Annotated in this window: 15 protein-coding genes; 8 read left to right on the top strand and 7 right to left on the bottom strand. The window is 51.9% G+C overall.

Going from position 1 to position 14,595, the window contains the following annotated elements:
- The first annotated feature begins 130 nt into the window (after positions 1 to 130).
- Entirely contained in the window at positions 131 to 697 is a 567-nt protein-coding gene (locus tag CFT68_RS19880; RefSeq protein ID WP_088845430.1) for a hypothetical protein, read from the top strand.
- A 92-nt stretch (positions 698 to 789) separates the two neighbouring features.
- Here the strand turns inward: CFT68_RS19880 and CFT68_RS19875 are convergent, their stop codons facing one another.
- The 3 genes from CFT68_RS19875 to era all read right to left on the bottom strand — a co-directional run bounded on the left by CFT68_RS19875 (position 790) and on the right by era (position 3,649).
- Positions 790 to 1,047: a hypothetical protein gene (locus tag CFT68_RS19875; protein WP_088845429.1), complete on the bottom strand. Its 258-nt coding sequence runs from the start codon at positions 1,045 to 1,047 to the stop codon at positions 790 to 792.
- Positions 1,048 to 1,253: 206 nt separating this feature from the next.
- Complete coding sequence (der, locus tag CFT68_RS19870) at positions 1,254 to 2,576, bottom strand: ribosome biogenesis GTPase Der (protein ID WP_088845428.1); 1,323 nt, start codon at positions 2,574 to 2,576, stop codon at positions 1,254 to 1,256.
- A 173-nt stretch (positions 2,577 to 2,749) separates the two neighbouring features.
- Complete coding sequence (era, locus tag CFT68_RS19865; protein WP_088845427.1) at positions 2,750 to 3,649, bottom strand: GTPase Era; 900 nt, start codon at positions 3,647 to 3,649, stop codon at positions 2,750 to 2,752.
- A 225-nt stretch (positions 3,650 to 3,874) separates the two neighbouring features.
- Between era and hemH the strand changes: the two genes are divergently transcribed.
- Positions 3,875 to 4,921: a ferrochelatase gene (hemH, locus tag CFT68_RS19860; protein WP_170934870.1), complete on the top strand. Its 1,047-nt coding sequence runs from the start codon at positions 3,875 to 3,877 to the stop codon at positions 4,919 to 4,921.
- 47 nt (positions 4,922 to 4,968) lie between these two features.
- On the opposite strand, the gene CFT68_RS19855 is transcribed toward hemH, so the two are convergent.
- The 4 genes from CFT68_RS19855 to glmM form a co-directional block, all read right to left on the bottom strand.
- Entirely contained in the window at positions 4,969 to 5,496 is a 528-nt protein-coding gene (locus CFT68_RS19855; RefSeq protein ID WP_088845426.1) for a PRC-barrel domain-containing protein, read from the bottom strand.
- A gap of 27 nt (positions 5,497 to 5,523) precedes the next feature.
- The gene (locus tag CFT68_RS19850) at positions 5,524 to 6,174 is read right to left on the bottom strand and encodes a hypothetical protein (RefSeq protein WP_088845425.1); all 651 of its coding nucleotides are present in this window, start codon (positions 6,172 to 6,174) and stop codon (positions 5,524 to 5,526) included.
- Between the two features lie 257 nt (positions 6,175 to 6,431).
- Positions 6,432 to 7,583 (bottom strand): cysteine desulfurase family protein, encoded by a 1,152-nt coding sequence (locus CFT68_RS19845; RefSeq protein WP_088845424.1) that lies wholly within the window; start codon positions 7,581 to 7,583, stop codon positions 6,432 to 6,434.
- Between the two features lie 174 nt (positions 7,584 to 7,757).
- Entirely contained in the window at positions 7,758 to 9,146 is a 1,389-nt protein-coding gene (gene glmM / locus CFT68_RS19840) for a phosphoglucosamine mutase (RefSeq protein WP_088845423.1), read from the bottom strand.
- Between the two features lie 166 nt (positions 9,147 to 9,312).
- Here glmM and mazG point away from each other — a divergent pair, with 166 nt between their 5' ends.
- The 6 genes from mazG (at position 9,313) to CFT68_RS19810 (ending at position 14,425) form a co-directional block, all read left to right on the top strand.
- A complete protein-coding gene (mazG, locus tag CFT68_RS19835) occupies positions 9,313 to 10,152 on the top strand; it encodes a nucleoside triphosphate pyrophosphohydrolase (protein ID WP_088845512.1) in 840 nt (279 codons plus the stop codon).
- Positions 10,153 to 10,415: 263 nt separating this feature from the next.
- The gene (locus CFT68_RS19830) at positions 10,416 to 11,303 is read left to right on the top strand and encodes a MotA/TolQ/ExbB proton channel family protein (protein WP_088845422.1); all 888 of its coding nucleotides are present in this window, start codon (positions 10,416 to 10,418) and stop codon (positions 11,301 to 11,303) included.
- Between the two features lie 70 nt (positions 11,304 to 11,373).
- On the top strand, positions 11,374 to 12,000 hold the full coding sequence (locus tag CFT68_RS19825) for an ExbD/TolR family protein (RefSeq protein WP_088845421.1): 627 nt from the start codon (positions 11,374 to 11,376) through the stop codon (positions 11,998 to 12,000).
- A gap of 12 nt (positions 12,001 to 12,012) precedes the next feature.
- Positions 12,013 to 12,537 (top strand): ExbD/TolR family protein, encoded by a 525-nt coding sequence (locus CFT68_RS19820; protein WP_088845420.1) that lies wholly within the window; start codon positions 12,013 to 12,015, stop codon positions 12,535 to 12,537.
- A complete protein-coding gene (locus CFT68_RS19815; protein ID WP_088845419.1) occupies positions 12,537 to 13,367 on the top strand; it encodes an energy transducer TonB in 831 nt (276 codons plus the stop codon). Before CFT68_RS19820 ends, CFT68_RS19815 begins: the two co-directional genes overlap by 1 nt.
- A gap of 230 nt (positions 13,368 to 13,597) precedes the next feature.
- Positions 13,598 to 14,425: an energy transducer TonB gene (locus CFT68_RS19810; RefSeq protein WP_088845418.1), complete on the top strand. Its 828-nt coding sequence runs from the start codon at positions 13,598 to 13,600 to the stop codon at positions 14,423 to 14,425.
- The last annotated feature ends 170 nt before the right edge of the window (positions 14,426 to 14,595 follow it).

Raw genomic sequence — 14,595 nt, 5'->3', positions numbered from 1 at the left:
GGTTTCGGGCGGGTGCGGAAACCTGGCCGCTTTGGTTGGAGTTAAGGGCAATGAGGCTACTGCTACCTGGCACGGCCTAGGGCACAAGCGCGAGCGTGTGCTTTGTTTTCTCCTTAGCCCGCTTACGCTTATGCATACCATTGAGCCGCACTACGCCTGGCTGGACCATTATTCGGCCACCGAGGACCCCCGCTCTCCCCTCTTTGAAGCCGAAAACAGCCTCGATAGCTACGTCAATACCATTTACGGCTATTACATCCACCCGCAGTGGGATAGTCTCGACTCGGATACGCTGTTCCTGAAGATTCTTTTCGTTGATTACGATCTTGGCCTGGCCATTATTGAGTTTATCGGGGAGTGGAATGATGCCATTGAAAACGACATCATGAACCTCAAGCGCAACATCGTAGATCTGATGACGCACGAAGGAATCCGCAAATTCATTCTTATCGGCGAAAACGTCTTCAACTTCCACGGCTCCGAAGACGACTACTACGAGGAGTGGTTTGAAGACGTGGAAGATGGCTGGATTGCGGCCGTGAACTTCCAGGACCACGTCATCCGCGAAATGCGCCAGTACAACATCGACAGCTACGTCAACTTTGGCGGGCAACTGGATGATCTTCCGTGGCGCACGTATGCGCCGCGCAAGCTATTTGATGTGGTAGATAGCCTGCTACAGCGACGGCTGGGCTAACAACTCGCCTATTCAAAGTAGCATAGGCACAAAAAAAGAGGCCTACCACAAGTGATAGGCCTCTTTTTTATATCCCGAAGGACTCACTCAAATTACTGAGCAGGAGTCGTAGCAGGAGCGGTAGTGGTAGCAGGAGCATCAGTTGCGTCAGCTGCATCTTCCATTTTGTCGGCAGTAGCGTCAGCTGAATCGCGAACGGCATCAGCCTTCTCTTCCATAGCGTCAGCCTTAGCTTCGCCAGCGTTTTCTACGTTGTCAGCAGCCTGCTCGGTAGCATCTTCTTTCTTGCTGTCGCAAGCAGTGAACGAGAACGAAGCGGCAGCCAGGGCAAGGAACAGTACTTTTTTCATGGTAGGGGTTGTTTGAAAACTTTGAAGTCAATTTAAAAGCTGATTTCACTGCTTTTCAGGAGAGAGCGTCAGTGAAATACGTCCCTTTATACCTCACCTTGAAAAAGGTAACCCCGTCAGCAAAGAAAATTTTTCTTCTTTACTGACGGGGTTATGAAAGTGGCCTAGCAATGATCTTAGCGCATACGCTAGGCCACTTTCCACTCTTACTTTTTCCGGAAAACAATACCGATAGGTGTGCCTTCGAAGCCAAAGTTTTCGCGCAGGCGGTTTTCCAGGTAGCGCGTGTAGCTCTCTTTCACGTACTGCGGCAGGTTGCAGAAGAACGCAAACACAGGGTTGTGCGTGGGCAGCTGCGTCACGTACTTGATGCGCACCAGTTTGCCCTTGCTAATGGGCGGCGGGTATTTCTCGATTTCGCGCAGCATCACCTCGTTCAGCTCGGAAGTCGGTACTTTCTTGCGCTTGTTCTCATACACCTGCACGGCCGTTTCAATGGCCTTATGCACGCGCTGCTTGGTGAGCACCGAGGTGAAAATGATAGGCGGATAGGCAATAGGCGCAATCTTTTCGAGGATTTTTGCCTCGAAATCCTTGGCCGTATTGGTTTCCTTGTTCTCGATCAGGTCCCACTTGTTCACCAGAATCACGATGCCCTTGCGGTTCTTGTCGGCCAGGCCAATGATGTTCACATCCTGGGCCTCAATGCCGCGCGTAGCGTCGAGCATCACGATGCAGACATCCGATTCTTCCAAGGCACGCAACGAGCGCAGCACTGAGTAGAACTCTACGTCTTCGTGCACCTTGGTTTTGCGGCGTAGGCCAGCGGTATCTACCAGAATGAACTCGTTGCCGAAGGCATTGTAGCGCGCCTGAATAGAGTCGCGGGTGGTGCCAGCAATATCCGTTACGATGCTGCGGTCGGTGCCCAGCAGCAGGTTCACGAACGACGATTTTCCCACGTTCGGGCGGCCTACGATGGCAATTTTCGGAACACCAGCATCGGGTTCTTCCACGCCTTCTTCCTCAAAGTGGCTCACTACCGCATCCAGCAGGTCGCCGGTGCCGGAACCACTCTGGCTGCTGATCGGGAAAATCTCACCATCGCCCACGCCCAACGTGTAGAACTCACCGGAAGCATGAATGCGCGAGTTGGTATCGGCCTTGTTGGCGACAATGTAAATCGGCTTTTTGCCTTGGTAGCGGCGCAGTACGTTGGCAAATTCTTCATCCAGGTGATGAATGCCCGCGTCTACGTCTACCATGAACAGGACTACATCAGCCTCATCAATGGCCAGCTTTACCTGCTTATTAATTTCGCCTTCGAAGATGTCGTCGGAGTTGTGCACGTAGCCACCGGTGTCAATCACGGTGTAGTACTTTCCGATCCACTCGCCGTAGCCGTAGTGCCGGTCGCGCGTCACGCCGGACTCGTTGTCCATGATGGCTTTGCGCTGGCCTACGAGGCGGTTAAAAAGGGTAGACTTACCCACGTTGGGGCGGCCTACAATGGCAATGGTATTTTTCATGTGTCTGACTCCAGCCGCCGGCCCGACCAATTTCGGCAGTGCCCGGAGTAGTTAAGTGAATGTGAGGTCGGAAGAGGTAAAATTGTGAAAGGTGAAATTGCGAATTGCTGTTCCGGCTGCGTCACCTAGGCCAGTCGAACATCAGTTCACAACTTCACCTTTCACAATTTCACTTATTGGTTATAGCCAAAGCGGCTTAGCGCTTTGGGGTCAGTGCGCCAGTTTTCGTTGATTTTTACGTGGATTTCGAGGAATACTTTCTTCTGGAAGAACTTCTCCATTTCCTCGCGGGCCCAGGTGCCTACTTTCTTGAGAGCAGCGCCTTGCTGCCCGATGATGATGCCTTTCTGGCTGGCGCGCTCTACATAGATGATGGAGCGCATCCGGATGATGGCATCTTCTTCTTTGAACTCCTCAATTTCTACCTCACAGCTGTAAGGCACCTCTTTTTTGTAGAGCTTGAAGATTTTTTCCCGAATCATCTCGGCCGCAAAGAACCGCTCGGGCTTGTCGGTTAGCTCGTCTTTGGGGTAGTACGGTGGGTGCACTGGCAGGTAGCCCAGAATCAGATCCAGCAGTTCGCCGGTCCCGAACTTCTCCAGCGCCGAAATCGGCAGAACGTGGGTGGCATTGGGCAAATGCTCACGCCAGTAGTCTACTTTGGCTTCCACCTCGGCCTGATCGGCTTGGTCAATTTTATTAACGAGCAGCAGGATCGGTGTGTCTACCATTTTGCGCAGACGCTCAACTACCGGCTCTTCGTCGTGCTTTTCGTAGATGTCGGTCACGAACAGAATCACGTCCGCATCTTCCAAGGAGGAGTACACAAACGACATCATGGCGTTGTGCAACTCGTATTTGGGCTGGATGATACCGGGCGTATCGGAATAGACAAGCTGGAAATCAGCGCCGTTGAGGATGCCCAAGATGCGGTGACGCGTGGTCTGGGCCTTGCTCGTAACGATGCTGAGCCGCTCGCCCATCAGGGCGTTCATAAGCGTAGACTTGCCCACATTGGGCTTGCCGATAATGCTCACAAAGCCAGCGCGGTGCGGAGTTGGTTCGGTATTCACTTCAGAATCTGGATTTTGGCCTGCAAAGGTACGACTTTCCGGCGGCTAGGCCACCTGCCCTCTAAAACATAGCTTCGGGCAAGATTGTCTCTACCACGAATTGAAAGATGACATAAGTCAGGTTTTAGTTCAGAAATCGTTGGCGACCTTTGCATTGGCTTAGTACAGTTTCTAGGCCACTTGCCCCGCTGATTCGCTTGGCACCTCTTGGCGTTACCTTCTTTTATGCCCTCCATTCCCACTTCTACTAAAGGCCGCATCGGCGTCCTGCTCGTGAACCTCGGCACGCCCGACTCGCCCCAGACCGGCGACGTGCGCCGCTACCTCAACGAATTCCTGACGGATGCCCGCGTGATTGATATGCCGGCCGCCGTACGCTACCCGCTGTTCAGAGGACTTGTGGTGCCATTACGAGCCCCCAAATCCGCCAAAATATATCAGCAGCTCTGGACCGACCGAGGCTCGCCACTGCTTTTTCATGGCCTAGATTTGCAAAAACTAGTACAGGAAAAGCTTGGCAAGGACTATCTGGTCGCCTTCGGGATGCGCTACCAGAAACCCAGTATTGAAAGCGCCCTACAAGAACTGCGCGATGCAGCTGTAGACCGCATTATCGTGCTGCCGCTGTTTCCGCAGTACGCGGCGGCCAGCACAGGCTCAGTACAAGAAAAGGTAATGGATATTGTGAGCAAGTGGTGGGTGGTGCCCAGCATCAGCTTCATCAGCACCTTTGTAGATATTCCGGGGTTCACGGGCACATTTGCCACGCTGGGCAAAGAAGAAATGGCCAAGCATCACTACGACCATGTGGTGTTCAGCTACCACGGCATTCCGGAGCGGCACGTGCTGAAAGGCAGCCAAAACGGTTACTGCAAGCTTGCCAATTGCTGCAACAGCTATAACAAAAACAACCGTTACTGCTACCGGGCCCAGTGCTTTGAGACGTCTCGCCTGCTAGGCGCGGCTCTAGGCCTCTCGCCTGAGCAGTACACCACCACCTTCCAGAGCCGCCTGCAAAGCCGCCTCCGCGACCCATGGCTGCAGCCTTACACCGACGAGGTTATTAAGGAATTCCCAGCTAAAGGCATCAAAAGTGTATTGGCCTTCTCCCCCGCTTTCGTGGCCGATTGTCTCGAAACGACTATTGAGGTCGGCGAGGAATTTAAGGAGCTCTTTGAAGAAGCCGGTGGCGAGCATTGGCAACTGGTTCCCTCGCTGAACTCGCACCCCCAGTGGGTGGAAACCGTGGCCGACATGATTCGGCATAACTAATACTCACCATAAAAAAGGGCTGCTGCAGTACTGCAGCGGCCCTTTTCTTATGCATCCAGTTGTCGGTCACTTCGCCGGAAAGACTCTGAAGAGGCGTTGCGGCGGCCGTGGTAAAAGCTTTGCTCGTCGTAGCTGGGCTGGTCGTAGAAACTTTGAGGCCTGGCAGCTGGCAACGGCATTTTTAAAGCTCGCAGCATAGCTTCCTCATACTCCCGCGTAATCTGGATTTCATTGTAGGGTGGGTAGTCCAGCACCGATTCGCTGGTAAGCGAGGGCACGAACACGTTGTCGCCTTCTTCATCTATAGCGGCTACTCCAATGGGCAGTAAGATATGCCGGTCGCGCTCGTTGATGTGCAGGCTGGCGGATAGCTCAATATCGATGTAGCGTACTTTCAGGGCATCTACTTCCACTATTAGCTCAAACACTTCACCGAAGGGCTTACCATCACTGCCCCGCACGGTCCAGCCGCGTACATCGGGGCTGCCGTCGGCCACTTCAAATTCAGATAAATCGCGCAGACGCCGCAAGTGCAGGCCTTCACCGGAAGGGATAGAGTCGAGGGTAGGTTCCATGAGGTTAGCAGGAGTAAAAGCCAATGATCAGCGCGCTGGCTGGCTTATAGTACGCAGAAGCTGGGCAGCACGGGTCAGAAAATCACGTATCTGCTCCTGATCCTGGGGGGTAGAGGCGCGGCCGCTAAGGGCCTCAGCCCGCGTTGTGAGTTCTCCGGCATCTGCCTCCAGCGCGGGGTAGCCTTTCTGCTGTAACGCCTTCAGAAGAGCCGCAGCGGCCACATAGCCGGGGCGCAGACTGCTATTTTGTTCCTGCAAACGGCTGGTGGCACTGGTGAGGTCATCGCGCTTCTCGTTTACAGTCGCATCGCGCAGATCGTCGCGGTCAGCGAGGGGCAGTAAGGTGGCGCTTAGCATTTCTAGGCCACGTCGGCCGTAATCAGGCGCAGTGGTGCCAGAAGCGGCAAATGCGGCCAACTCATCGGGCGAGGCACCTGGCTCCTCCGTGGCCATATCCGATACTGCTGGGTCGTTGGTAGGCCTGGGCGCTGTTTCAGCACCGGTGGTAGAATCGGGGGCAGGCTCCACACTAGGTATGGGTCGGGCTGTTTCTACAGGCTGGTCAGTATCAGTCCGGAATATGTAGTAGCCAACCGCTACTAGGCCTATCAGCACCAGTAAAACAAGCAGCCAGGGGCTGGGAGAAGATTTTTTTCGTTGAATATTAATGTCAGCCATAGTATGCGGAACAGGGTGTAGACCATCATACGGATGCAGGCGGCAATCCGATACGGCCGACAAGCTACGCCAATATTGGCAACAGCGTAAATTCAGCGGAGTCCGGTTACCACCGTCTGAAATGGCAACCTATTGAACTGCTGTAGGCCAGTCTTATGAAAGAAGTTCAGGTGGCTACGCAGCCTGCAGTATAGACAAAAGGCCCGCTAACATCTGGTAGCGGGCCTTTTGTGTGCGTAATAGTTCTACGCTGACACTCAAATTTTCAACGGCTCTTTCCGGTACATCTTTGCTAGTTGCTCTACCGCATAATCTACTTCTTCGGCCGTATTATACTTGCTCATTGAGAAGCGGATGGCGCCCCGGTTGGGGTCGCAGTTTAGCGCGCTTAGTACATGCGAGCCTGCATTGGCGCCACTGGTACAGGCAGAACCGCCCGAAACGGATACGCGGTTGATATCCAGATTAAAAAGCAGCATCTCGTTCATCTCGGAAGGCGGCAGGCTTACATTCAGCACGGTGTAGAGGCTATGCTCTGCTTCAGCAGAAAGACCATTGAATTCTACTCCTTCAATCTCGGCCCGTAATTTATGGATGAAGCGGTCTTTCAGTCCCTGAATATGCTGTTGATGCTCAGCCATATCCCGACAGGCGATTTCCAGGGCTTTCGATAGTCCGACGATACCATACACGTTTTCTGTGCCGGCCCGCTGGTTCCGCTCCTGCGAGCCGCCATGAATAAGGGAATCTACCAACACCCCGGAGCGGCGGTACAAAAACCCGATGCCCTTCGGCCCATGGAACTTGTGTGCCGAGCCCACCAGAAAATCGACCTTCAACTTCTGCACATCGTGCTTATAATGGCCCATCGTCTGCACCGTATCCGTATGGAACACGGCTTCGTGGCGCTGACAAATCTCCCCGATGGCTTCAATATCGTTGAGGTTGCCAATTTCATTGTTGGCATGCATCAGGCTGACAAACGTTCTGCCTGGGTGGGTGGCCAACAGCTCATCTAGGTGGCCTAGGTCAAGTTGGCCGCGGGCATCGTGCCGCAGGTAGCTGAGTTGTATGTCGCCGGCTTTTTCCAGGGCCTGCAGCGTATGCAGCACCGCATGATGCTCCAGCTTCGAGGTGATGGCGTGCCGTAGGCCTAGCGTCCGGATGCTTCCGAAAGCCGCGTAGTTGTCGGCTTCCGTTCCGCAGGAGGTAAACACAATTTCAGCCGGGGCCGCATTAATCAAATGTGCAATGCTTTTGCGTGCGTTTTCGATGGCCGCCCGTACCTGCCGCCCGTGGCCATGAATGCTGCTTGGATTACCGAAATGGTCGCGCATGAACGGCAGCATAGCCTCTAATACTTCCGGATCGAGAGGTGTAGTGGCAGCATTATCAAAATACACGGTCATGAGCAGGGCAGCTAAAGCGGAAAGGAATCGACAGAAAACTTCACAAAAATAAAGGATTCCAACGGGGTGCGAGGCAATCATTAAACAGGAATGGGTGGGCTGAAGACCCGACTGGCATAAACTGCCCAGACCGAACCTCCAACTCACCCACTCCGGAGTTACTCCACGTCCGTTTTAGTGGTTGATAATCTCCTTTATGTCTTCGATGATTTTTTTGGCCAGATGGTCTGCCGTGGCATTGGAGTCCGACTCTGCATAAATGCGGATAATAGGCTCCGTGTTTGATTTCCGCAGGTGCACCCACTCTTTATCAAACTCAATCTTCACCCCATCTATCGTGTTGACGGGCTGCTTGGCATAGCGTTGCTGCATCTGCACCAACACCTCATCGGTATTGATTTCGGGGGTCAGCTCAATCTTGTTTTTGGAGATAAAGTAGTTCGGGTACGAAGCCCGCAAGCGCGTCATGGTCAGGCCAGTCTTGGCCAGATGACTCAAGAACAACGCAATACCTACCAACGAATCGCGGCCGTAGTGCAGCTCGGGATAAATGATGCCCCCATTGCCTTCGCCTCCAATCACAGCATTGGTTTCCTTCATCTTGTTTACCACGTTCACCTCGCCTACAGCCGCAGCAGCGTAGCTACCACCGTGCTTCTCCGTTACATCGCGCAAGGCACGGGTGCTGCTCAGGTTGCTGACCGTGTTGCCACCGCCATTCTGCTGGAGCACATAGTCGGATACGGCCACTAGTGTGTACTCCTCACCGAACATGGTACCATCCTCGTTCACTAGGGCTAAGCGGTCAACATCAGGGTCTACCACAATGCCCAGGTCGAAGCTGCCTTTCTCCAAAATCCGAGCGATATCACGCAGGTTCTCAGGCAACGGCTCCGGGTTGTGCGCAAAGTCGCCAGTTGGCTCACAGTACAGCTTCTCAATGGTCTCGACTCCAAGCGCTTCTAGCAGCATGGGCACGGCAAAACCACCTGTGGAGTTCACGGCATCCACCACCACCCGGAAATTGCGGGCTTTAATGGCTTCTTTATCAACCAACGGTAGCTGCAAGATGGCGTCTATATGCTGCTGCAGAAACGTATCATCTACTGAATACTGGCCTAGCTTGGTTACCGGAGCAAAATCGAAGGCTTCTGAGTCGCCAAGAGCCAGCACCGTTTTGCCATCTTCGTCAGAAATAAACTCGCCCTTATCATTTAGGAGTTTCAAGGCATTCCATTGCTTCGGGTTATGAGAAGCCGTGAGAATTATGCCTCCACCTGCTTGTTTGGCAGGCACAGCCATTTCCACAGTCGGCGTAGTGCTGAGACCTAGGTCAATTACATGAATGCCTAAGCCCTGAAGGGTAGCAGCCACCAACCGGCTCACCATATCGCCCGACAAACGTGCATCACGGCCAATTACGATGGTATTGTTTTGCGTCTTGTTGAGGACCCACGTCCCGAAAGCCGCAGCATATTTTACCACATCAATTGGGGTCAGGCCTTCGCCAACAGCACCTCCAATAGTCCCTCTGATGCCTGAAATTGATTTTATTAATGCCACAGTTCTAGTCGGTTTTAAGAGTCTGCAAAAGTAGGCAAAGCCCCCTGCTTTCCCTACGAAAGATGCAGTGGGCTAAGCTGAAGAACTTAAAAGTTGTTTTTACCAATTGCCTACCGACTGGCCTACGCAAATCGGTGTACGTACCATAAATCGTATATTTGACTTAATGGAATATACTTCGCCTGACCTCCGTGCAGCTCAGCTAGCTGCATTTAGTCGCTTGCTGGATGTTTTAGACCGCCTTCGGGCAGAATGCCCCTGGGACCGTAAGCAGACGTTGCAAAGCCTCCGCCATCTCACAATTGAGGAAACGTATGAACTCAGCGACGCTATTCTGCGCGACGACCTGCAGGATATTAAAAAGGAGCTAGGTGATGTAATGCTTCATCTGACTTTCTATGCCAAAATAGCCCACGAACAAGGCGCATTCGACATTGCCGATGTTTTGAACGCCCAGTGTGAGAAGCTTATTTTCCGTCATCCCCATATCTATGGCGACGTGCAAGCGGAAACCGAAGAAGAAGTTAAGCGTAACTGGGAGCAGCTTAAGCTGCAAGAAAAAGGCAACACATCTGTGCTAGGCGGCGTACCCGTTTCGTTACCTGCGCTTGTGAAGGCAATGCGGATCCAGGAAAAGGCCCGCGGTGCAGGTTTTGACTGGGATAAGCCTGAGCAAGTGTGGGAGAAAGTACAAGAAGAGCTAGAGGAGTTTTCGGCCGAATTCGTTCAGGCAGAACCCGCCGACATCAACCAAGAACGGGCTGCTGCTGAGTTTGGCGACCTTTTATTCTCGCTTATCAATTTTGCCCGACACGCGGGCATTGACCCCGAAGAAGCGTTGGAGCGTACTAATCGGAAGTTTATTCAACGCTTTCAGTATCTTGAAACAGAAGCCGCACGTGAAGGCCACAGTCTGAAAGACTTAACCTTAAAACAGATGGACCGTTATTGGGAAGAAGCTAAAAGACTCTCGATTTCTTCCACTAACAACACGCAGCCGAAATAGCCTTTTTTCGGGTCATAAATGGTTTTAAAGCGTTTAAAGCCATTATTCATTTGGCGGCACACATGTTTTTACTTAGGTTTGCCAAGGCTAGACCTATTTTTGGAACAGGCCCCGCACACGAGCAGACCCATGATTTGTGGCCTATCTTAGGCCAACCATGCGGGTGAGCGGGGCTTCTCTGTCTATAGCCTAGTCAGCCTAATTGTTCACTTTTTACTGTCAACTTCAACCTTTCACCAACAACCCACTAATTCTCCGGAACAATGGAACAAAAGAATGCCATAAACAAGCCCGCGGCTCGGCCCGCCACTGCTGCTGCGCCGCAAGGCGAAGCTAAGGGTGGTAGTTCGTCCCTATTTGCCGTATTCGCCATCATTTTGGCCTTTATTGTAAGCGTAATCGTTTTCATCTTCGTCCTCGGCGACGGTAGCCACTTCCAAGGTGGTAATCATGATAACAACCCCCTTCCAGGCGACTACTTTGGTGTAGTGTACAAAGGCGGCCCAGTAGTACCCGTACTGATCACCATGTTCCTGTGCGTAATCATCTTCTCTATTGAGCGCGCTCTGACTCTGGGCCGTGCAAAAGGCAGCAAGAGCATCGAGTCGTTCGTACGCACCATCCGTCAGAAACTGAACGTAAACGACATCACGGGTGCTATTGCAACCTGCGATCAGCAGAAAGGTTCAGTTGCTAACGTAGTGAAAGCTGGTCTGGTGAAATACCAGGAGATGGCTCGTGAGCGTCACATGGAGAAAGACCAGAAAGTATTGGCTATCCAGAAGGAAATTGAAGAGTCTACGGCTCTGGAATTGCCTATGCTGGAGAAAAACCTAGTTATCATCTCTACCCTGGCTTCAATCGCTACGCTGGTAGGTCTGATTGGTACGGTACTCGGTATGATCAAGGCTTTCTCGGCTCTGGCACAAGGTGGTGCTCCTGACGCAGTAGGTCTGGCTAACGGTATCTCGGAAGCACTGATCAACACGGCTTTGGGTATCAGCACGTCAGCTCTGGCTATCGTAGCTTATAACTACTTCACCAGCAAAATTGACGAGTTGACCTACAGCATCGACGAGGCTGGCTTCAGCATCATCCAGACCTTCTCGGCTCAGCACGGCGCAACAGAACACCACAACACCACGGTGTAATTTTAGTGCGCTATTGCACTAATACACAGGTTCGTTCGTTTCTGAATTAAGCCACCTAATTACACCAGCAATGCCCAAAGTAAAGCCTCATAGAACCTCACCATCGTTGGATATGACTCCGATGGTAGACTTGGCCTTTCTGCTGGTGACCTTCTTCATGCTCACCACTAAGTTTGCCCCGGAAGAGGCAGTAGTGGTCGATACCCCCTCCTCCACCTCAGAAATTCGCCTGCCGGAGTCTCACGTAATCACGATTGCGGTAGACAAAGACAAGCGCGTATTCTTCGGAATGGATGATGAGGAAATCAAGGCTGATTTGCTTAAGCAGGTTGGAGCCAAATACGGAGTGAGTTTCACTGCCGCTCAGGTTCAAGCCTTCCGAGGCGTTGCTACTAGCTTCGGAACCCCCATCGAAAAGCTGCCTGCTCTCCTTAATCTGGACAGCGAACAGCGTAAGGCTTATAAGCAGGAAGGCATACCTTCCGATTCGCTTAATAACCAACTTATCGAATGGGTGGTGACTGCACAGTCGCTCAGCCGTAAGCAGTTCAGTAAGCCCGCTTACATCGCCATAAAAGGCGATGGCCAAGCAGACGTACCGACGGTGAAGAAAGTCATCAAACTGATGCAGGAAAAGAACATTAACCGGTTCAACCTAATTACCGACCTCGAAACCAAACCGGTGGCCGGTAACTAACTCCGCACAGACATGGCAGAAATCCAACAACAAGCCTCCGGTGGCGGAAAAGGCGGAAAGAAGCGGGCCAAGAAAATGTCGACCAAAATCGACATGACACCGATGGTGGACTTGGCCTTCCTGCTCCTCACCTTTTTCATGCTTACCACTACGTTCAGCAAACCGACCGTCATGCAGGTGACGATGCCGGTGAAGGAAAAGAAGGAAGATGATCCTACAGTACTAAAGGCATCTGACGCTTTTACAGTTTTGCTGGGCGAGAACAACAAAATCTACTATTACGAAGGCCTCTTGGATGCTACCACGAAGCCTGAGTTAAAGTTGAGCAGCTACGATGCCAACGGCATTCGTAAGACGCTGTTAGACCGTCGTCGTGCTAACCCCGGCACTGTAGTGCTAATTAAGCCAGACGATAAGTCGAACTACAAAAACATGGTCGACATCCTCGACGAAATGAACATTACTGACCAGAAAAAATATGCGTTAGTAGACATTTCGAAGTCGGATCAGGACCTGATTAAAACTTCTGGGTTATGATGGACAACACACAGTTGGCCAAAGCCTCCCTCGACGACATCGTTTTCGAGGGGCGCAATAAGGCCTATGGAGCCTACGTAATCCGGCGGGTGTATGGTAAGCACGTGACCCGTGCAGTGCTTCTCGCAGTTGCTTTTTTTGCTCTCATGATTGCGTTCCCCCTGTTGGCGCGCATGTTGAAGAAAGAAGAAGTGGTGAAGGATGATGCAATGCTGAAGGTGAATGAGCTGATGGAAGCACCTCCGCTGGATGCTACAAAGCCCCCACCCCCACCGCCGCCGCCACCAGACGCGCCGCCGCCGCCGCCACCAAAGCTTTCCACTGTTAAGTTCACACCTCCCGTCGTAAAGAAGGATGAGGAAGTGAAAAAAGTAGAGGAAATTCCTGATCAGGAAGAGCTGAAGGAGAAAACAGTGGCTGACGTAACTGTGAAAGGCAATACTGACAACCCTGCCGACTTGGCTGGCCTAGAACCTGGTGAAGGAACCAAGGCTGTTGAAGAGGTGGTTGAAAGCAAGCCTTACACGTATGTAGAGCAAATGCCGGTATTCCCCGGTGGTCAGGAAGCTTTGTTGGCTTACATCGGTAAGAACATCAAGTATCCGGCCATGGCACTACGTAACCAAGTTGAAGGCCGTGTATTTATCAAATTCGTAGTAGGTGCCGATGGCTCTGTTACGAATGCTGAAGTGCAGAAAGGCATTGGGGCTGGTTGCGACGAAGAATCTCTTCGCGTAATCAAGAACCTACCTAAATTCACTCCAGGTAAGCAAAATGGTCGTGCAGTACCAGTATACTTTACTGTTCCTGTGACGTTTGCTATCAAGTAATGTACTGGTTGACTTCGGTCAACAGTTCTAAATCCCTGAATCGAGCAATAGCTTGGTTCAGGGATTTTTTTGTAAAAAAATATATGACACTATATAGTAGGCGCGCATACTATATGGTTAATTCCTTACGTTGATTAAGAGAAAGCCAGTAAGGATGCCAGAAGTGGAGTAGTGTGAGATTGGCTTGGGGAATTGCATAGGCCATTGTTCACCTTTATTCTATACAGCCCATGACCACGACCACGCACACCCCGCTCCTCTCTCTCGATGATATCGTCTTCGAGGGCCGCAACAAAGCTTATGGCGCTTATGTATTACGCCGCATTTATGGACGTAATCTTTATACGGCCGTTGCCTTGGCAACTGCGCTCATGGCATTGCTTATTGCAATTCCTATAGTGGTACAACGCATCTGGCCTAGCACAGTTGTGGCCGCATATATCTTTGAGCTTCCGCCACCCGTTGTACACTTAACTGATATCGTTATTCCTAAGCAGGAAACGTTGCCTCCACCAGCCGCACGCCAAGCCGTAGTAGTGCGGCCTCCTGCTACTGCCCTCCCGACAAGGGTTGTTCCTGATGAACAGGTGAAACCTACTGTGGAACCGCTTAAGCCAGTGGAAGCTACTGATGGCCCTTCTGTTGTAGGTCCCGTTGCCTCTGATGGGCCTACTGTAGGAACTGTTGGCGATGTTAGTACTGGCAATGATACCGCTGCGCATACCACGGTACCCGCCACTACGAAACCGTTTATTCATGTGGAAGAGATGCCTGACTTTATCGGAGGGCAAGCTGCTCTAGCTAAATATCTGCAGCGCCATTTACGCTATCCGGCATCTGCACTCCGCGAGGGTGTTTCAGGAAAAGTCTTCGTTGCCTTTACAGTCAATTCCGACGGCACCATCATGGATGTGGAGATTTTGAAAGGCTTGGGCTACGGTACCGATGAAGAAGCTTCGCGAGTTATTAGCTCCATGCCTGCTTGGAAACCTGGCCGTCAGAACAAACACGCTGTGCCTGTCCGCTACACTCTTCCTATAACATTCCGGTACGAATAGGCCTACTGGCCACCATTGTTGCAGAAAGAATATTCACGAAATCTAATTGATTTTCAGAAGCACAGGGACGGCCGATTAAGCCTAATCGGCCGTCCCTGTGCTATTTCTATGACAATATTTGTACCTCAACTCCGTTTGGGAATCCTCGTAATCGAACAAAAAAGACGCTT

It is taken from the genome of Hymenobacter gelipurpurascens, from assembly GCF_900187375.1.
GTDB classification, from domain to species: Bacteria; Bacteroidota; Bacteroidia; order Cytophagales; family Hymenobacteraceae; genus Hymenobacter; species Hymenobacter gelipurpurascens.
Note: the sequence above shows the minus strand (reverse complement) of the source record. Positions and strands in the feature narration are given on the sequence as shown.